At 72.7% G+C, this 17192-nt stretch carries 17 protein-coding genes; 10 read left to right on the top strand and 7 right to left on the bottom strand.

The window, feature by feature from the left end:
- The first annotated feature begins 342 nt into the window (after window positions 1-342).
- Window positions 343-516, top strand: a complete 174-nt coding sequence (locus tag ACGFRF_RS33930) for an NADPH-dependent FMN reductase (RefSeq protein WP_393746613.1) — start codon at window positions 343-345, stop codon at window positions 514-516.
- 300 nt (window positions 517-816) lie between these two features.
- Here ACGFRF_RS33930 and ACGFRF_RS33925 read toward each other — a convergent pair whose 3' ends face one another.
- Together ACGFRF_RS33925 and ACGFRF_RS33920 are read right to left on the bottom strand one after the other, a co-directional pair.
- Window positions 817-1194: a MazG-like family protein gene (locus tag ACGFRF_RS33925; protein ID WP_393746611.1), complete on the bottom strand. Its 378-nt coding sequence runs from the start codon at window positions 1192-1194 to the stop codon at window positions 817-819.
- Window positions 1195-1622: 428 nt separating this feature from the next.
- The gene (locus ACGFRF_RS33920; protein WP_393746665.1) at window positions 1623-2177 is read right to left on the bottom strand and encodes a DoxX family membrane protein; all 555 of its coding nucleotides are present in this window, start codon (window positions 2175-2177) and stop codon (window positions 1623-1625) included.
- A gap of 128 nt (window positions 2178-2305) precedes the next feature.
- Here ACGFRF_RS33920 and ACGFRF_RS33915 point away from each other — a divergent pair, with 128 nt between their 5' ends.
- From ACGFRF_RS33915 to ACGFRF_RS33905, 3 genes are all read left to right on the top strand, one after another.
- Window positions 2306-2632 carry a nuclear transport factor 2 family protein gene (locus tag ACGFRF_RS33915; RefSeq protein WP_393746609.1) on the top strand — a complete coding sequence of 109 codons (327 nt, stop codon included), beginning with the start codon at window positions 2306-2308 and terminating at the stop codon, window positions 2630-2632.
- Between the two features lie 58 nt (window positions 2633-2690).
- Window positions 2691-3674 carry an aldo/keto reductase gene (locus ACGFRF_RS33910; protein ID WP_393746607.1) on the top strand — a complete coding sequence of 328 codons (984 nt, stop codon included), beginning with the start codon at window positions 2691-2693 and terminating at the stop codon, window positions 3672-3674.
- 103 nt (window positions 3675-3777) lie between these two features.
- On the top strand, window positions 3778-4965 hold the full coding sequence (locus tag ACGFRF_RS33905) for a D-alanyl-D-alanine carboxypeptidase family protein (protein WP_393746605.1): 1188 nt from the start codon (window positions 3778-3780) through the stop codon (window positions 4963-4965).
- A gap of 276 nt (window positions 4966-5241) precedes the next feature.
- Here the strand turns inward: ACGFRF_RS33905 and ACGFRF_RS33900 are convergent, their stop codons facing one another.
- Entirely contained in the window at window positions 5242-6012 is a 771-nt protein-coding gene (locus ACGFRF_RS33900) for an SDR family oxidoreductase (RefSeq protein ID WP_393746603.1), read from the bottom strand.
- 144 nt (window positions 6013-6156) lie between these two features.
- On the opposite strand from ACGFRF_RS33900, the gene ACGFRF_RS33895 reads away from it, so the two are divergent.
- On the top strand, window positions 6157-7797 hold the full coding sequence (locus ACGFRF_RS33895; RefSeq protein WP_393746601.1) for an alkaline phosphatase D family protein: 1641 nt from the start codon (window positions 6157-6159) through the stop codon (window positions 7795-7797).
- Window positions 7798-7836: 39 nt separating this feature from the next.
- On the opposite strand, the gene ACGFRF_RS33890 is transcribed toward ACGFRF_RS33895, so the two are convergent.
- Window positions 7837-8859 (bottom strand): Gfo/Idh/MocA family protein, encoded by a 1023-nt coding sequence (locus ACGFRF_RS33890; protein WP_393746599.1) that lies wholly within the window; start codon window positions 8857-8859, stop codon window positions 7837-7839.
- A gap of 86 nt (window positions 8860-8945) precedes the next feature.
- On the opposite strand from ACGFRF_RS33890, the gene ACGFRF_RS33885 reads away from it, so the two are divergent.
- The 5 genes from ACGFRF_RS33885 (at window position 8946) to ACGFRF_RS33865 (ending at window position 14068) form a co-directional block, all read left to right on the top strand.
- Window positions 8946-10253, top strand: coding sequence for a multidrug effflux MFS transporter (locus ACGFRF_RS33885; protein ID WP_393746597.1), 1308 nt, complete (start codon window positions 8946-8948; stop codon window positions 10251-10253).
- Window positions 10193-11374, top strand: a complete 1182-nt coding sequence (locus tag ACGFRF_RS33880; RefSeq protein WP_393746595.1) for a serine hydrolase domain-containing protein — start codon at window positions 10193-10195, stop codon at window positions 11372-11374. Before ACGFRF_RS33885 ends, ACGFRF_RS33880 begins: the two co-directional genes overlap by 61 nt.
- 163 nt (window positions 11375-11537) lie before the next feature.
- Complete coding sequence (locus ACGFRF_RS33875; RefSeq protein ID WP_393746593.1) at window positions 11538-12533, top strand: small ribosomal subunit Rsm22 family protein; 996 nt, start codon at window positions 11538-11540, stop codon at window positions 12531-12533.
- A 31-nt stretch (window positions 12534-12564) separates the two neighbouring features.
- Window positions 12565-13179 carry a TetR/AcrR family transcriptional regulator gene (locus ACGFRF_RS33870; protein ID WP_393746591.1) on the top strand — a complete coding sequence of 205 codons (615 nt, stop codon included), beginning with the start codon at window positions 12565-12567 and terminating at the stop codon, window positions 13177-13179.
- Window positions 13180-13333: 154 nt separating this feature from the next.
- Window positions 13334-14068, top strand: a complete 735-nt coding sequence (locus ACGFRF_RS33865) for a bifunctional DNA primase/polymerase (RefSeq protein ID WP_393746589.1) — start codon at window positions 13334-13336, stop codon at window positions 14066-14068.
- Between the two features lie 36 nt (window positions 14069-14104).
- Here the strand turns inward: ACGFRF_RS33865 and ACGFRF_RS33860 are convergent, their stop codons facing one another.
- From ACGFRF_RS33860 to efeB, 3 genes are read right to left on the bottom strand one after another with little or no spacing between them, the layout of a single operon-like run.
- Window positions 14105-15097, bottom strand: coding sequence for a hypothetical protein (locus ACGFRF_RS33860; RefSeq protein WP_393746587.1), 993 nt, complete (start codon window positions 15095-15097; stop codon window positions 14105-14107).
- A complete protein-coding gene (gene efeU, locus ACGFRF_RS33855; protein ID WP_393746585.1) occupies window positions 15057-15929 on the bottom strand; it encodes an iron uptake transporter permease EfeU in 873 nt (290 codons plus the stop codon). Before efeU ends, ACGFRF_RS33860 begins: the two co-directional genes overlap by 41 nt.
- Before the next feature lie 3 nt (window positions 15930-15932).
- Window positions 15933-17192, bottom strand: a complete 1260-nt coding sequence (efeB, locus tag ACGFRF_RS33850) for an iron uptake transporter deferrochelatase/peroxidase subunit (protein WP_393746583.1) — start codon at window positions 17190-17192, stop codon at window positions 15933-15935.

Here is a 17192-nt window from a genome sequence, read left to right as displayed (position 1 = left end):
TCGTCCCCCTCACGGTCACCAGGCCGCCCAGCTGGTCCTCACTGTCAGAGCCGTGGAACGACGGCCACAAGAGCGCGTCCCGCCACGGAACCGTTCTCAGCCACCGTTACTGCGTCACCCAATGTGGCCCGTCCTCGCCGCAGACATCCCTCCGTTCGCAATGTGTGACATTTGCCCTCTCAAAGCTTGCGCAACGTAACTGTGGGTCACGAAACGCGCGTCTAGCCTGGGCGCAAGGCATGCCAAGACTGGCAAGATGTCAAGGAAGGTGTCGATGTCGGCGACTTCGAGATCGAATTCTCCGGTGGGCTCACGGAAACCGATGCCCGGGGCGCCGAGTATGTGGTCCCGACCTGGGCCGGGTCGCCCTTCTTCAGCGCCGATGTCGGGCAGAGCGCGCTGCCTGCGGTCGTGGCGGAACTGCGGTCCGCGGTGGGCGCGTCGGACGGTCTGCTGATCGTGATCCCCGAGTACGCCCACGGCACCTCGGGCGTGCTGAAGAACGCCCTGGAGTAGCTGGTGGGCGGCGGCGAGATCGTCGGCAGACCGGTAGCCCTGGCGAGCCCGTCCCCCGCGTACTCCGGCGGCGACCGGACCCCGGACTGGCTGGCCGAGACCCTCACCGTGATGGGGGCTCAGGTGATCCCGCGGGACCTGCGCATACCGCGGGCCGCGGGGAAGATCGCGGACGGCCGGATCACGGACGAGCCGACCCTGGCCGCCCTGCGCGCCCTCGCCGACGCCGTGGCCAACGCCCGTGAGGACACCTCGCCTCCTGACCCACCGGGGTCCCCGTTCGCCGCGAGGACACCCTGTTCACGACGAGGGACCGAGCGGGCGGTCCCTGACCCCCTTCAGGTGTCCTTCGAACACCTCTCGCGCCTGCGGTGTCAGGGTGCGCAGGGCCACCAGCGCCGTGATGGCCACGTCGCACAGTTCGGACTGGACGTCCTCCCAGGTGTGGGTGATGCCTTTGCGGGGGTTCTGGCCGGTCGTGCCGATGATCGCCTCGGCGACCTCACCGACCTCCTCCGACAGCTTGAGGACGCGCAAAAGCACCCCTTCGGTGCCGGTGCGGGTGCGGGCCGACTCCAGGCGGGACCAGAGGTCGTCGATGGTCGGCCAGAGGGCGGCGTCGGCCGCGGGGACGGGGGCAGGGTCAGGGGCAGGGACGGCGGTGTCCTGATCGGTCATGCCCGCAGCCTGCCATGCCGGGGAAGCCGACGGCCGCTGTATCGCCCGTCCGCAGCCTGCCTGCCGCCGACGCCGACGGCCGCTGTACCGTCCGTCCGCAGCCTGCCTGCCGCCGACGGCCGCAGTACCCCCGTCCCTAACCTGCCTGCCGCCGACGGCCGTCGTACCGCCCGCCGGGGGCCTGTCACGCCGCCGACCCGACGGCCGCCATACCGCCCGCCCGCAGCCCGCCATGCCGTCGGCGGCCGCATACCGTCCCGTGCTCGCCGCATACCGTCTGGGCACTCGCCGCATACTGTCCCGCGCTCGCCGAGACCGTCCGGGCACTCGGCGTCCGTCCGGCACTCGGCGCGGCATACCGTCCCGCACCCGGCGAACGCCATCCCGCACGGCCTCGCGCCGGACATCGCCCGGCGGCGTACCCCGGCCTACTCCTCGAACTCCTCGAACAGCGCCCCCTGTTCCCCCTCCGTCCGCCCCCGCAGTCGCCGGTTGCGCGCGCCCACGACCAAGGCCGTTGCCGCCGCCGTGACGCCCAGCGCCACCGGCACCATCCAGCCGCGGTTGACCACATGGCCGAGCGCGTGGTCGAGGGAGAGGCGGCCGGGGCCGGTCACCGCGAGGCCGGCCGCGGCCAGGCCGAGGCTCGCCGCGTGCTCGTAGCCGCCCTCCTGGGCGAAGAAGCCGTTGGGCGCGTGGACCGCCGAGGCCCCCGCCATCGCGCCGGCCGCCGCCGCGCCCGCCGCCGGGGTCGCGAGGCCCAGGGCCAGCAGGAGGCCGCCGCCCGTCTCCGCCAGGCCCGCCGCCGCGGCGTTCGCCTTGCCGGGCGTGTAGCCGACGGACTCCATGAACTGGCCGGTCCCTTCCAGACCGTGCCCGCCGAACCAGCCGAACAGCTTCTGCGTGCCGTGCGCGGCCAGCACCCCGCCGGTACTCAGCCGGAGCAGCAGCAGGCCCAGATCACGTCGGTCGTAACAGGTCACGGTGACTCCCATGCAGCCAGGCGGACAGGTCCCTCCCGCGTCTCCACCGTGGCACCCCGCACACCGGCGGGCCCGTCCTGGATGGCGTTCGGGTGGCGGGGCCGGGGGAGCGGTGTGAGCCTGACGCCATGACGATTCAGCCAGCCAAACTCAGCGATCCGGCCGTCCGGGCCTTCGTCACCGCCGTCAACTCCCACGACCGCGAGGCCTTCATGGCCCTTCTGGCCCCCGGCGCGACCATGGCCGACGACGGCTCGGACCGCGACCTCGCCGCATGGATCGACGAGGAGATCTTCCAGTCCCACGGTCACATGGAGGTCGACAACGAGTCCGACGGCGGCCACACCCTCCTCGCCCGCTACAGCAACGACACCTGGGGCGAGATGCGCACCAAGTGGACCTTCACCGTCGAGGAGGACGGCCGGATCTCCCGGTTCGAGACCGGGCAGGCGTGACGAGGCGGCACCACGGGACTTGCCCTCGCGTGCGCTTCAACTCCTAGCGTCCCGAGGCATGGAGAACACCAGGACGTTGGGACGCAGTGGGATCGATGTGAGCGCGCTCGGCTTCGGATGCTGGGCCATCGGGGGTGAGCACCAGACCGCCGACGGGCAGCCCGTCGGCTGGGGGAAGGTGGACGACGACGAGTCCGTACGGGCGATCCGCCGTGCCCTCGACCTCGGTGTCACCTTCTTCGACACCGCCGACAGCTACGGCACCGGGCACAGCGAGGAGATCCTGCGCCGCGCGCTCGGCAAGCGACGGGACGAGGTCGTCCTCGCCACCAAATGGGGCAACGTCTTCGACCCCGACACGCGCACCCTCATCGGTACCGACGACACCCCGGAGTACGCCCGACATGCCCTGACCGCATCCCTGCGCCGCCTGGGCACCGACCACATCGACCTGTACCAGTTCCACCTCGCCGACGCCGATCCGGTGCGGGCGGCCGAACTGCGCGATCTGTGCGAGGAGTTCGTCCGGGAAGGGCTGGTCCGCGCCTACGCCTGGAGCACCGACGACCCCGAGCGCGCCGCCGTCTTCGCCGCGGGCCCGCACTGCACGGCCGTTCAGCACGCGCTCAACGTGCTGAACGACGCGCCGCGACTCCTGGAGCTGTGCGAGCGGTCGGAGCTGGCGAGCGTCAACCGCAGTCCGCTGGCCATGGGCCTGCTGGCCGGCCGGCGGAGCGGGACGCTTCCGGCCGGGGACATCCGGAGCCGGCCGCCCGCCTGGCTCCAGGGCTACGAGGGCGACGGCTCCGGAGCCGATCCGGCGTGGCTGGCCCGGATCGACGCGCTGCGCTCCCTCCTCACCAGCGACGGCCGTACCCTCGCCCAGGGCGCCCTCGCCTGGCTGTGGGCCCGTAGCCCGCGCACCGTTCCCATCCCCGGCTTCCGGACCGTCGCGCAGGCCGAGGAGAACGCGGGGGCGATGGCGAAGGGGCCGCTCAGTCCCGGCCGGCTGGCCGAGATCGACCGGGTGCTCGGCAGGTGAGCCGCGCCGACGGGCGTAAGGGATTTTCATGACCCAGTAAATTCCGGGCGGTACCCGCTCCCCGGCCGGGAAGTCCCTGCTCGAAGCGGTGTACCGTCCCCGGGTGCGTGAATGTTCCCGGCTCAGCCGGCGTGCCGCCCTCGGGCTGACGGCCGCCGCCCTTCCCCTGTCCACGGCCACCGAGGCCTTTGCGACGACCGTCATCGGGGGCGAGCGTCTGGCCCGCAGCGGCGTCCAGGTGCGCGGCGCCACCGGACTGCCCGAGAAGCTCGACGCCCGCTCGTGGCTCGTCGCCGACTGCGGAAGCGGAGAGGTCATCGCCTCGTTCAACGCGCACCGGCGGCTCGCGCCCGCGTCCACGCTGAAGATGCTGTTCGCGGACACCGTGCTGAAGAAGTTCGACCGCACCGAGCGGTACAAGGTCACCGACGCCGACCTCGCCGACATCCCGGCCGGCTCCAGCCTCGTCGGTATCAGGCCCGGCATCACGTACACCGTCGAGCAGTTGTGGCAGGGCGTGTTCCTGCGCTCCGGCAACGACGCCGTGCACGTGCTCGCCCGCATGAACGGCGGCATCGCCAGGACGGTCGCGCAGATGCAGGCCAGGGCCGCGGACCTGCAGGCCCTGGACACCCACGTGGTCAGCCCGGACGGCTTCGACCACAAGGGCCAGCTGTCCTCGGCGTACGACCTCACGCTCTTCGCCCGCCACGGCCTGAAGGACGGCGACTTCCGCGGCTACTGCGGCACGAGGACCGCCGACTTCCCGGCGGGCGCCAAGAAGACCTTCCAGATCCAGAACACCGACCGCCTGCTGACCGGGGCGTGGGGCCTGAAGACGTACGACGGCCTCATCGGCGTCAAGAACGGCTACACCAGCCACGCCGGCAACACCTACACCGGCGCTGCCGTCCGCGGCGGGCGCACCCTGCTGGTCACGGTCATGCACCCGGCCACCGGCGGCAACGCCGTCTACGAGCAGGCCGCGGCGCTGCTCGACTGGGGCTTCGGCCACGGGCGTTCGGCACAGGCCGTGGGGCTGCTCGTCGATCCGCTCAGCGAGGGCGGCGCGAGCGCGAGTCCGTCGCCCGCGCGGAAGACGGTCCGGGCGGCGGCCGGCACCCCCGGTGCGATGTCCGGGGGCGATTCGCCGTGGCACCTCGCGGCGGGCGCGGCCGGCACGTTCGCGCTGCTGGGGGCGGGGGTCTGGAGGCTGCGCAGGCGGCGCGCACGGACGGCGGCGGACGCGGTGGAGGACGTCCCGGGGCCCGGCGGCAGGCACCGGCGCTGAGCCCGGCCGGGCCATGTGTGCGGCGGCCGTTCCACCCACCGGCGTGTACCCCGCGTCCCGCGAGGTCCACCCCCAACTCCGGTCCGGTGGAACGGCCGCCGCCTTCCCCCCTCGGTGTGGCTGCGGAACCCAAGCGCTCCAACTGTGAAGCTCTTGTGGAGGAAAGTTGAGCATACGCCCTCGACCGGCCGCAATGGCCCGGATGTTCAAATTCCGCTTGTGAGAGCCGGGGAGTCGGACCCGTTCACGCCCCCGACCCCGCCGCCGGGCCCGCCCTCAGCCCCGCCCGATGTACGGCATCGCCGTCGCCAGCACCGTCGCGAACTGGACGTTCGCCTCCAGCGGCAGCTCGGCCATGTGCCGCACGGTGCGCGCCACGTCCGCCACGTCCATCACCGGTTCCGGGGCCACCTCCCCGTTCGCCTGGAGCGCACCGGTCCGCATCCGCGCCGTCATGTCCGTGGCCGCGTTGCCGATGTCGATCTGCCCGACCGCGATCCGGTACGGCCGCCCGTCCAGTGACAGCGACTTGGTCAGGCCGGTCAGCGCGTGCTTGGTCGCGGTGTAGGCCACCGAGTGCGGGCGGGGTGTGTGGGCCGAGACGGAGCCGTTGTTGATGATCCGGCCGCCCTGCGGGTCCTGCTCCTTCATCCGCCGGTACGCCGCCTGCGCGCACAGGAACGCCCCGTTGAGGTTGGTGTCCACCACGTGCCGCCAGGCGTCGTAGGGCAGTTCCTCGACGGGGACCCCGCCCGGACCGAACGTGCCGGCGTTGTTGAACAGCAGGTCCACCCGCCCGAACCGCTCCTCGGCCGCCGCGAACAGCGCCTCCACCTCCTCCGGCCGGGACACGTCGGTGCGTACGGCCAGTGCGGCACCTTCCGGTACCAGCGCCGCCGTCTCCTCCAGGGTCTCGGTGCGCCGGCCGGCCAGCGCCACCGACCAGCCCGCGCGCAGCAGCTCGACGGCGACCGCGCGGCCGATGCCGGATCCGGCGCCGGTGACGACGGCGACACGGGAGGGCGGGGCAGTTCGCTCGGTAGTCATGATCCGTAGCGTAGGGGAGGGTCCAGAATCCGGAACTCATCATTCCGCCATGCGAACGTCATAAGCCTGCCAGGCGCCTGCCCCGTCGAGGTTGTTCCGGGCCTGTCAACTTCCCCTGCATCCACCGCGACAGGGGAGGACCGGATGACACCCCCAGCACACCCGTCCCAGCACGCTCCCGAACTCCGCGCCGCCGCCCGCCACATCGGCCGGCGCCGCTTCCTCACCGTCACCGGCGCCGCCGCCGCGCTCGCCTTCGCCGTGAACCTGCCCGCCGCCGGCACCGCGGCCGCCGCCGAGTTCGACGCCCGCAAGATCACCGACAACCCCTTCACGCTGGGAGTCGCCTCCGGCGACCCGCAGCCCGGCTCGGTCCTGCTCTGGACGCGACTGGCCCCCAAGCCGTACCAGCCCGACGGCGGACTGCCCGCGCAGCGCGTCACCGTGCACTGGGAGCTGGCCCACGACGAGCACTTCCGCCGGATCGTCAGACGCGGCACCGCCCCCGCCCACCCCGAGTTCAGCCACACCGTCCACGTCGAGGTCCCCCACCTGGAAGCGGACCGCGTCTTCTTCTACCGGTTCCGGGCCGGCACCTGGGTCAGCCCCACCGGCCGCACCCGCACCGCCCCGCTGCCCGGCAGCCGCCCCGCCGCGCTCACCCTGGCCGCCGTCTCCTGCCAGGCCTATGCCGACGGCTACTACACCGCCTACCGCCACCTCGCCGAGGAGGACGTGGACGTCGTCTTCCACCTCGGCGACTACCTGTACGAGTACGCGGTCAACGCCACCGGCAACGCCCGCAACTACACCGACCGCACCCTCCCGGCCCTCTACAACCGCGAGACCGTGACGCTGGAGGACTACCGGCTGCGCTACGCCCTGTTCAAGTCCGACCCGGACCTGATGGCCGCGCACGCCGCGCACCCCTTCGTCGTCACCTGGGACGACCACGAGACCGAGAACAACTACGCCGACGACACCCCCGAGGACAACGGGCCCGCAGAGGACTTCCTGCTGCGCCGCGCCTCCGCCTACCGCGCCTACTGGGAGAACCAGCCGCTGCGCCGCCCCCAGCTGCCCTCCGGCTCCGACATGCGGCTCTACCGCCGCCTGCACTGGGGCCGGCTCGCCCAGTTCGACGTCCTGGACACCCGCCAGTACCGCTCCGACCAGGCCTACGGCGACGGCGCCCAGCCGCCCGGGCCCGACATCGACGACCCGTCCCGCACCATGACCGGCGCCACCCAGGAGCGCTGGCTCATCGACGGCTGGCGCAGCTCGCGGGCGCTGTGGAACGTCGTCCCGCAGCAGGTCACCTTCTCGCAGCGCAAGCTCGACCTGAACCCGGTCGCCAAGCTGTCCATGGACGCCTGGGACGGCTACCGCGCCTCCCGCCGCCGCATCCTCGACGGAGTGAAGTCCACCGGCATCGACAACCTCATGGTGCTCACCGGCGACGTGCACGTCGGGTACGCCTTCGACATCAAGGACGACTTCGACGACCCGGCCTCCCGCACCCTCGGCACGGAGATCGTGGCCACGTCGATCACCAGCGGCAAGGACGGCTCCGACAAACCCGCCAACTGGAACACGTACCTGACCGCCAACCCGCACCTGAAGTTCTACAACGGGCGGCGCGGCTACGCGACCGTCGCGCTCGACCGGCAGCAGGCCCGCGCCGACTTCCGGACCGTGCCCTACGTGACCAGGCCGGGCGCGCCCGTCACGACCGCCGCCTCCTTCGTCACGGAGGCCGGCAACCCGGGGCTCACACCGGCCTGAACCCCGGGGAGAGCGGGCGGCCCTAGGGTCAGACAGGCCCTAGGCCGGCAGCGGCTCGGCCTCGGCCGCCTCGCTCGGGTAGCGGACGCCGACGCGGTCGCGGATCGCGTCGAGCGTCCGCATCACGGCGAGCGTGCCGTCCAGCGGCACCACAGGAGACTCCTTCTCGCCGGCCCGCAGCGCCCGCATGACCTCCTCGGCCTCGTGCCGGAGGCTGGTGCGCGGCCCGTCGGCGGGGTCGGCGGTGAACTCCTCCGGGTCCTTGCCGTCGCGGTGCAGCACGAACCGCTCCGGGTGGAAGAAGCCCGACGGCACGTCGATCCGGCCCAGCGAACCGGTCACCGAGGCGGTGCCGCCCGTACCCCCGACGATCGAGCAGTGCACCGAGGCCAGGGCGCCGCTCTCCCAGGACAGCAGCGCGCCCGTCTGGAGATCGACGCCCTCCGGCGACAGCACCGCCCGCGCGGCGATCTCGTCCGGCTCGCCCAGCAGCAGCTGCGCGAACGACACCGGGTACACACCCAGGTCCAGCAACGCCCCGCCGCCCAGCGCCGGGTCCCGCAGCCGGTGCGCCGACGGGAAGGGCCCGGCCAGCCCGAAGTCGGCCTGCACGGTCCGCACCTGGCCGATCGCCCCGTCGTCGACCAGCGCCTTCAGCCGCCGGACCAGCGGGTTGCAGTACATCCACATCGCCTCCATCAGGAAGCGGTCGTGCTCCCGCGCCACCGCGACGAGTTCCTCCGCCTCGCGCAGGTTCAGCGTGAACGGCTTCTCGCACAGCACATGCCGGCCCGCCTCCAGGCACAGCCCGGCCGCCGCCCGGTGCGCCGCGTGCGGGGTGGCCACGTAGACCACGTCGACGTCCGCGTCCGCGGCCAGGGACTCCCAGTCGCCGTAGGCCCGCTCCACCCCGAACCGCTCGGCGAACGCCCGCGCCGACTCCGGCCTGCGCGAGGCCACGGCCACGATCTCCGCATCCGGAAGATCCACCAGATCCGCCGCGAACGCCGCCGCGATCCCACCCGTCGCCAGGATCCCCCACCGCACGCTCTGCTCCGTCATCCCGCCCCACCCTCGCTCATATGTGCCTCGCCGGCCTGTACGAGCTGAGAGCATAGGTGCCGGTTCAGCGGGAGAGGGAGGGGCACATGCCCGAGCACGCGACGGCACCGACACCGGAAAGGGAACACGGCACCACCTCCGCACCGCCGCCGGCCCGCGCCCCGCACCGCACCGGCCCGCTCGTCACCCTCCTGCTCGGCAGCCTCACCGCGACGACCCCGCTCGCGATGGACATGTACCTCCCGTCCCTGCCGGAGGTCACCCGCTCCCTGCACGCCCCCGCCGTCACCGTCCAGCTCACCCTCACCGCCTGCATGGCCGGACTGGGGCTCGGACAACTGGTCGTGGGCCCCATGAGCGACCGCTGGGGCCGCCGCCGCCCGCTGCTCGCCGGCCTCCTCGTCTACCTCGCCGCCACCGCCCTGTGCGCCCTCGCGCCCACCGCCGAGACACTGATCGCCTTCCGGCTGGTGCAGGGCCTCGCCGGCGCGGCCGGAGTCGTCATCGTGCGGGCCGTCGTACGCGACCTGTACGACGGGGTCGCCATGGCCCGCTTCTTCTCCACCCTGATGCTCATCTCCGGGGCCGCCCCCATCGTGGCGCCGCTCATCGGCGGGCAGATCCTGAGGGTGACGGACTGGCGGGGCGTGTTCGTGGTGCTCACGGTGGTCGGCGCCGTGCTCGCCGCGCTGGTCTGGGTACGGCTGCCGGAGACCCTGCCGCCCGCCGAACGGCACAGCGGGGGAGTGGGGGAGGCCCTGCGCGCCATGCGCGGCCTCCTCGCCGACCTGCCCTTCACCGGCTACATGCTCGCGGGCGGCTTCGCCTTCGCCGCGCTGTTCGCCTACGTGAGCGCCTCCCCCTTCGTGATCCAGGAGATCTACGGCGCCTCCCCGCAGACCTTCAGCCTGCTGTTCGGCCTGAACTCCGTCGGACTGGTGGCCGCCGGGCAGGTCAACGGCAAGATGCTGGTCGGCCGGGTCAGCCTCGACAAGGTGCTCGCGGCCGGCCTGGCGGTGATCGTGCTCGCCTCGGCCGCCCTGCTGCTGATGTCCGCCGGCGTCTTCGGCGAGACCGGCCTCGCCCCCGTGGCCGCCGCGCTCTTCGTGCTGATGTCCGCGATGGGCGTCACCCTGCCCAACGCCCAGTCCCTCGCCCTGCTGCGCGTCCGGCACGGCGCCGGCTCCGCCTCCGCGCTGCTCGGCACCTCCTCCTTCCTCGTCGGCGCGCTCGCCTCCCCCCTGGTCGGGATCGCCGGAGAGCACACCGCCGTACCCATGGCCGTCGTCCAACTTTCCGGATCACTGGTCGCGGCGGCCTGCTTCGTGGGAATGTGCCGTCCCTGGAACACACGCGGGATCGCACACGCGGGGCCGGAGGGAGACGAGAACTGAGCGCACCCAGACTGCGCGCCGGCACACCGGAACGGGCCGGGCTCGACCCCGTGGAACTCGGGCACATGGTCGGCGAGGTGCACGCCCTGACCGCCGGAGCACGCCCCTGGGCGGCCGGCGCCGTCGTGCTGGCCGGCCGCGGACCCGTGATCGCCGTGGCCGAGGCCGCGGGCTGGGCGGTGCGCTACGCCTCCTACGACGCCGAGACCGACACCGGCGTCGAACTGCCGCCCGCCGCCCGGGTCCCGGCCACCGTCGGCACGCGCTTCGACCTGGCCTCCCTGACCAAGCTGTTCACGTCCGTCGCCGCCGTGCAGCAGATCGAACGCGGCACCCTCGGCATGGACGCCCGGATCGGCGACTACCTGCCCGACTTCCGCGGCGCCGCCACCCATGGCATCACCGTACGGCAACTGTTCACCCACACCTCCGGGCTGTGCCCGGAACTGCCCCTGTACGACTGCCGGGACGACGAGACCAGGCTGGCCATGCTGCAGGCGGAGGAACCGACCGCGGAACCGGGCACGTACCTGTACTCGGACCTGAACATGCTCCTGCTGCAGTACGTGCTGGAGCGCGTCACCGGACGCACCCTCGACGTCCTCGTCGAGGACGGCATCACCCGGCCGCTCGGCATGACCGCCACCGCCTTCGGACCCTGCCCGGGCGCGGCGGCCACCGAGGACCAGCGGCGGCCGTGGGCCAAGGCCGACCGGGGCCTGCTGCGGGGCGTGGTCCACGACGAGAACGCCTGGGCGCTCGGCGGGGTCGCCGGGCACGCGGGGCTGTTCTCCACCGCGCACGACCTGGCGGTCTTCTGCCGGGCCCTGCTCGCGGGCGGCTCCTACGGCCCCGCGCGCATCCTCGGCCCCGACTTCGTGGAGCTGCTGTTCACCCCGCCGGGGCTCGGCTTCGTCCTGGACCAGCCCTGGTTCATGGGCGAGCTGGCGGGCCGGGGCGCGGCGGGCCACACCGGCTTCACCGGCACCTCCCTGGTCCTGGACCCGGCGACGGACACGTTCCTGGTCCTGCTGGCCAACACGGTCCACCCCAGACGCCGCCCGGCGGACAGCGGGCCGCGGGCCGCACTGGCGACACATCTGGCGCGGGCGGTGATCTGAGGACAGGCGGTGATCAGAGGCCCCCACTCAGCGGGCCGAGCCGGACCCGTCGCGGTGCCTCTCCCGCCGACCGGGACGGGTGGGTGCGGGGCACAGGCCGGGGGTCCGCAGGCGGAGGCCGCAGCGAGGCCGGCACCGGCACGGGGCGCCATAGAATCACCGGGTGAACGACCTCGTACGCCCGGCGGAGCAACTCCGCACCGCACTGGCCGAGCTGCTCGACGGTCTGCCCCCCACGGAGGTGGCCGCCGCCGTGGACCGGCTGATCGCCAACTACCGCGGAGCCACCCCCACCGACGCGCCGATCCTCCGCAACCGCGCCGACGTGGCCGCCTATGCCGCCTACCGCATGCCCGCCACCTTCGAGGCGGTCCGCTCGGCGCTCGCCGCGTTCGCGGACGCCGTACCCGGCTGGGCGCCCGGCAGCCATGTGGACGTCGGCGGTGGCACCGGCGCCGCCACCTGGGCCGTCACGGCGACCTGGCCCGGCGAGCGCGGCGTCACCGTGCTGGACTGGGCGGAGCCCGCGCTCGACCTCGGCCGCCAGATCGCCGCCGCCAACCCGGCCCTGACGCGGACCCGCTGGCAGCGCGCCCGGATCGGTTCCGGCCTGACCCTCGACACCACCGATCTGGTCACGGTGTCGTACGTCCTCAACGAACTGGCCGAGCCCGACCGCACCGCCCTCGTCGACGCCGCCGCCACCGCCGCGCGGACCGTCGTGATCGTGGAGGCCGGCACCCCCGCCGGCTACGCCCGCGTCATCGAGGCCCGCGACCGCCTGGTCCGGGCCGGATTCCGCGTCGCCGCCCCCTGTCCGCACAGCGCCGCCTGCCCGATCGTGCCCGGCCAGGACTGGTGCCACTTCTCCGCCCGGGTCGGCCGCTCCTCCCTGCACCGCCAGGTCAAGGGCGGCTCGCTGGCGTACGAGGACGAGAAGTTCAGCTACGTCGCCGCGACCCGGCTGCCCGTCGAACCGGCCCCCGCCCGGGTGGTGCGGCGCCCGCAGATCCGCAAGGGACAGGTGCTGCTCGACCTGTGCGAGGCCGACGAGCGGCTGCGCCGTACGACGGTCACCAAGCGCCACGGCGACCTGTACAAGGCGGCCCGGGACGCCGACTGGGGCGATGCCTGGCCGCCGCACGACGCCGTGTCGTAGCTCGCTGCCGCCGCTTGTTACTTTCGACCCCATGGTCAACAAGCCCGCTCCCGACGCCACCCGCCGCAGCGAGAAGTCCCGCCGGGCCATCTACGCCGCCGCCCTCGCCCTGGTCGGTGAGGTCGGCTACCCGAAGACCACCGTCGAGGGCATCGCCGCCCGGGCCGGGGTCGGCAAGCAGACCATCTACCGGTGGTGGTCCTCCAAGGCGGACGTGTTGCTGGAGGCCTTCCTGGACCTGGCCGAGCAGGCGGCACAGGCGGCCGGGCAGGACACCCACGCCCTCCCCGACACGGGCGATCTCGCCGCCGACCTCAAGGCGGTGCTGCGGGCCACGGTGGACGAACTCCTCGACCCCCGCTTCGAGGCGCCCTCGCGCGCGCTGGCCGCCGAGGGGCTGGTCAACGATCAGCTCGGGCGGGTGTTCGTCACGAAGCTCCTCGAACCCCAGCTCCAGCTGTACGTCGACCGGTTGCGTTCCGCGCAGGACACCGGGGACGTGCGGGCCGACGTCGACCCGCGTATCGCGCTGGAGCTGTTCGTCTCGCCCCTCGCGCAGCGCTGGCTGCAACGCACCGGGCCGATCTCGTACGCGTACACGGACACGTTGGTCGACTACGCCCTGCACGGCATCGCACCGCGCTGATCTCCCACCCGCCTCGGTCGGATCGCCGGCGTGTGAGGCACGTCTCGTCCGCTTCCTCCGCATCCGCTCCCGGGCCCCCCGAAGCCGAAGAAGATGGGACGATGGGGCATGCTGTCCGCACACCAGCGAGGCGACCACCAAACCGAGGGGATAGATGAGCGCGACGTTCGGCGGCCGGACCGGCCGGCAGGGCAAACTCTCCCAGTGGCTGCTCGGACGCCGCCCGAAGGAGGCCGCCGACGACGGCGGCCGTGAGGCCCTGCTGCTCGCCGCCGCCGGCGCGGGCCTGCCGCTGGCCCCCGCCGCGCACCCCGCTCCCGACTACCGCTGTTCCTGCGACCGCGTCGGCTGCCCCACCCCGGCCCGGCACCCGGTGTCGTTCGCCTGGCAGACGCAGTCCACGACCGACCTCGACCAGATCGGGCGCTGGGCCCGGCACCAGCCGCAGGCCAACTTCATCACCGCCACCGGCATGGTCCACGACGTCCTGGACGTCCCCCTGGAGGCCGGCCGCGAGGCCCTGGAGCGACTGCTCGGCGCCGGTGTCGAGGTCGGCCCGGTCGCCGAGAGCGACGACGGCCGCATGCTGTTCTTCACCCTCACCCGCGGCACCCCCGAGGACGAGGACGAGTGGTGGCCCTGCGAGCTGGACTGCCACCCCGAGACCATGGACGAGCACCCCGGCCTGCGCTGGCACTGCCGCGGCTCCTACGTCCTCGTACCGCCCGCCCGGCTGCCCGGCGACGAGCAGTCGGTGCGCTGGGTCCGCGGCCCGGAGCACCCGCTGCCGGACCCGCTGAGCCTGCTGGAGCTGCTGACCGACGCCTGCGCCCGGCACGCCGGCACGGACGCCGATCAGGCGGGTGCCACCTGGCCCCTGCGCCACTGAGAGCAGGACCGGCGGCTCACTCGCCGGGCCGGCGGGTTAATCGCCCTGTGCGGACGTCAGTCCCTGAACCCGCCCCAGCACCCGTACCGGACCGCTGCCGGCCGGGTCCAGCGCGACCTCGTTGGCGATGGACTCCAGCGTCAGGGACTGCTTCACCTCGCCCTTGGTCAGGGCCTGCACGTCCTTGTTCGGGACCGGCACCGAGGTGCCCGCGGCGGCGGTCTGCTTCTCGTAGTGGTGCGTGGTGAAGAACACCAGCGCCCCGCCGTCCGTCGTGCGCAGCGCGAGCGGCGCGTAGGCGCCGTGGGTGAGCGGCTCGTCGATGAACTGCCGGACCAGTCCCGGCTTCTTGGACGCCTTCTCGCGGAGGGTGCGCAGGTCGCTGGTGTTCCGGCCGTCCGCGAAGTCTGTCCCGCCGCTCTTGAGGTAGGCCGTGTACTTCTCGCTCAACTCCTGTGGCCGCACGGCCAGTTGCGCGGCGTTCGCCGGTACGGCCTCGGCCCAGCCGTCCTTGTCCGTCTTGAACCGCGGTACGGCACCGGGCGCCACCAGCGTCAGATACGTCACCTGCCAGCGCTCGCCGAGCCCGTTGCGGGTGAACACCAGCAGCCAGCGGAAGTCGCCGCCCTTGTTGCCCTTGGCGTCGGCGACGAACCAGCGGGGCCAGCCGGCCTTCTTGGGGATCGTGAACGTCGGGTCCGTCAGCTTCAGCGGAGTGTGGTTCGCGTTGCCCGAAGGGCTGTTGACCTGGCCCGCCTTCAACCGCGCCGAGTCGATGTCGGAGAGGGCGCCGGTGACATAGGGCGCGTCGAGAGAGCTGTCGTAGGCCTTGTCGGCCTTGTTGTACGCGTCCGTGAAGGCGGTGAGCGCCTTGGCGGCCTCGGCGCGGGTGGCGGCGGGGAGCAGCACGCGCTCCCCGTGCACCACCACGCATCCACTGGCCGTCAGCGACAAAGCGGTCAGCGAGGCCGCTATGAGTGCGTTACGGTCACGCCTGCGAAGTCGTCGACGGCTGCGTTCCCTGGTCATCGGGCTCCTTCACCTTCCCCTTCCCGGAGGCGAACCCTACCGGGGCGAAGAAGACCGCGAGCGTCGGGACCAGGTACAGCAGCCACACCGTGACCTGGACGACCGTCGGGTCCGGCTGGAAGTTGAACACGCCCTTGAGCAGGGTGCCGTACCAGCTGTCCGGCGGAATGGCGCCGCTGATGTCGAAGGCGAGATCGGTGATGCCCGGGACCCAGTCGGCCTCCTGCAGGTCGTGGAAGCCGTAGGCCAGCACACCCGCCGCGACCACGACCAGCATGCCGCCGGTCCAGGTGAAGAACTTGGCCAGGTTGATCTTCAGGGCGCCCCGGTAGAACAGCCAGCCGAGGAGGACCGCGGTGGCGAGACCGAGCGCGACACCGATCAGCGGGCGCGGGGTGCCGTCGGAGGCCGCGTGCACCGACGCCCACACGAACAGCGCGGTCTCCAGGCCCTCCCGGCCCACCGCGAGGAACGCGGTGGCGACCAGCGCGCCCGTGCCCATGGCGAGGGCCGCGTCCAGCTTGCCGTGCAGCTCCGACCTCAGGTGCCGGGCGGTGCGCCGCATCCAGAACACCATCCAGGTGACCAGGCCGACGGCGATGATGGACAGCGAGCCGCCGAGCGCCTCCTGGGCCTGGAACGTCATCTCCTGCGAGCCGAATTCGAGGGCGCAGCCGAAGCCCATCGCGATGGCGACCGCGATCCCGATGCCCGCCCAGATCGGCTTCAGGGCGTCCCTGCGGCCGGTCTTGACCAGGTAGGCGATCAGGATGCAGACGACGAGCGACGCCTCCAGACCCTCGCGCAGGCCGATCAGGTAGTTGGAGAACACGGGCTACGCCTCCTTCGAGAACAGCGTGCGTCCCCACCAGTCGCCGGAATCCCGGACGCCGGGGGGAATCGCGAAGACCGCCGAACCCACGTGCTGGATGTACTCGTTGAGCGCGTCGTGCGCGGCCAGCCGGCGCTGCAGCGGGATGAACCCCTTGCGCACGTCCCGCTGGTAGGCCAGGAAGAACAGGCCCGCTTCCAGACGGCCGAGGCCGTCGGTGCCGTCCGTGAAGGAGTAGCCCCGGCGCAGGATGGTGATCCCGTCGTTGGAGTCGGGGTGTGCGAGCCGCACGTGCGCGTCCGGCTTCATCGCCTTCAGGAACGGCGCGTCGTGCTCCTTGGCCTTGCCGACCGGTGCGCCCTCGCCCTTGTCCCGGCCGAAGATGTCCTCCTGCTCCTGCAGCGGGGTCCGGTCCCAGGTCTCGATGTTCATGCGGATGCGCCGGGCCACCAGGTACGACCCGCCGGTCATCCAGTCCGACCTCCCGTTGACGTCCCCGTCCCCGACCCACACGAACTTCTTCAGCCGGTCGGTCTCGGTGCCCGCGATGTTGCGGGTGCCGTCCTTGAAGCCGAAGAGGTTGCGCGGGGTCTGCGCGTGCGGGGTGGTCGAGGAGGTCTTGCCGAAGCCGAGCTGGGACCAGCGCACGGCGACCTTGCCGAAGCCGATGCGGGCCAGGTTGCGGATGGCGTGCACGGCGACCTGCGGGTCGTCGGCGCAGGCCTGGATGCACAGGTCGCCGCCGGTGCGGGACTTGTCCAGGTTGTCGCCGGGGAACTTGGGCAGGTCGACCAGCGCCTCGGGCCGCCTGTCCCCCAGCCCGAACTTGTCGAAGAGCGACGGCCCGAACCCGATCGTCAGCGTCAGCCGGGACGGCTTGAGCCCGAGAGCCTCGCCGGTGTCGTCCGGCGGGGCCTCGGCGAGCCCGCCGTAGGCGCCCTCGCCGACCGCCTTCCCGGCGGTCATCCGGCGGGCCGCCTCCGTCCAGTCCTTGAGCATCTGGACGAACGCGGCGCGGTCCTCGGTCTTCACGTCGAACGCGGCGAAGTGCAGGCGGTCCTGCACCGGGGTGGCGATGCCGGCCTGGTGGGCGCCGTGGAACTCCACCGCGCCGCCGGTCTCGGCGGCCACCGGGTCCACGTCGTTGCCCGCCTTGGTCATCGCCACCGCGCCGCCGGCCGCGGCGGCCCCGAGCGCGAGCCCGGCCCCGCCCCAGCCGATCAGCGCACGACGCGACGGGGTGCTCCCCTGGTTCTCGGTCAT

Source organism: Streptomyces sp. NPDC048521, from assembly GCF_043199855.1.
Lineage (GTDB): Bacteria > Actinomycetota > Actinomycetes > Streptomycetales > Streptomycetaceae > Streptomyces.
Note: the sequence above shows the minus strand (reverse complement) of the source record. Positions and strands in the feature narration are given on the sequence as shown.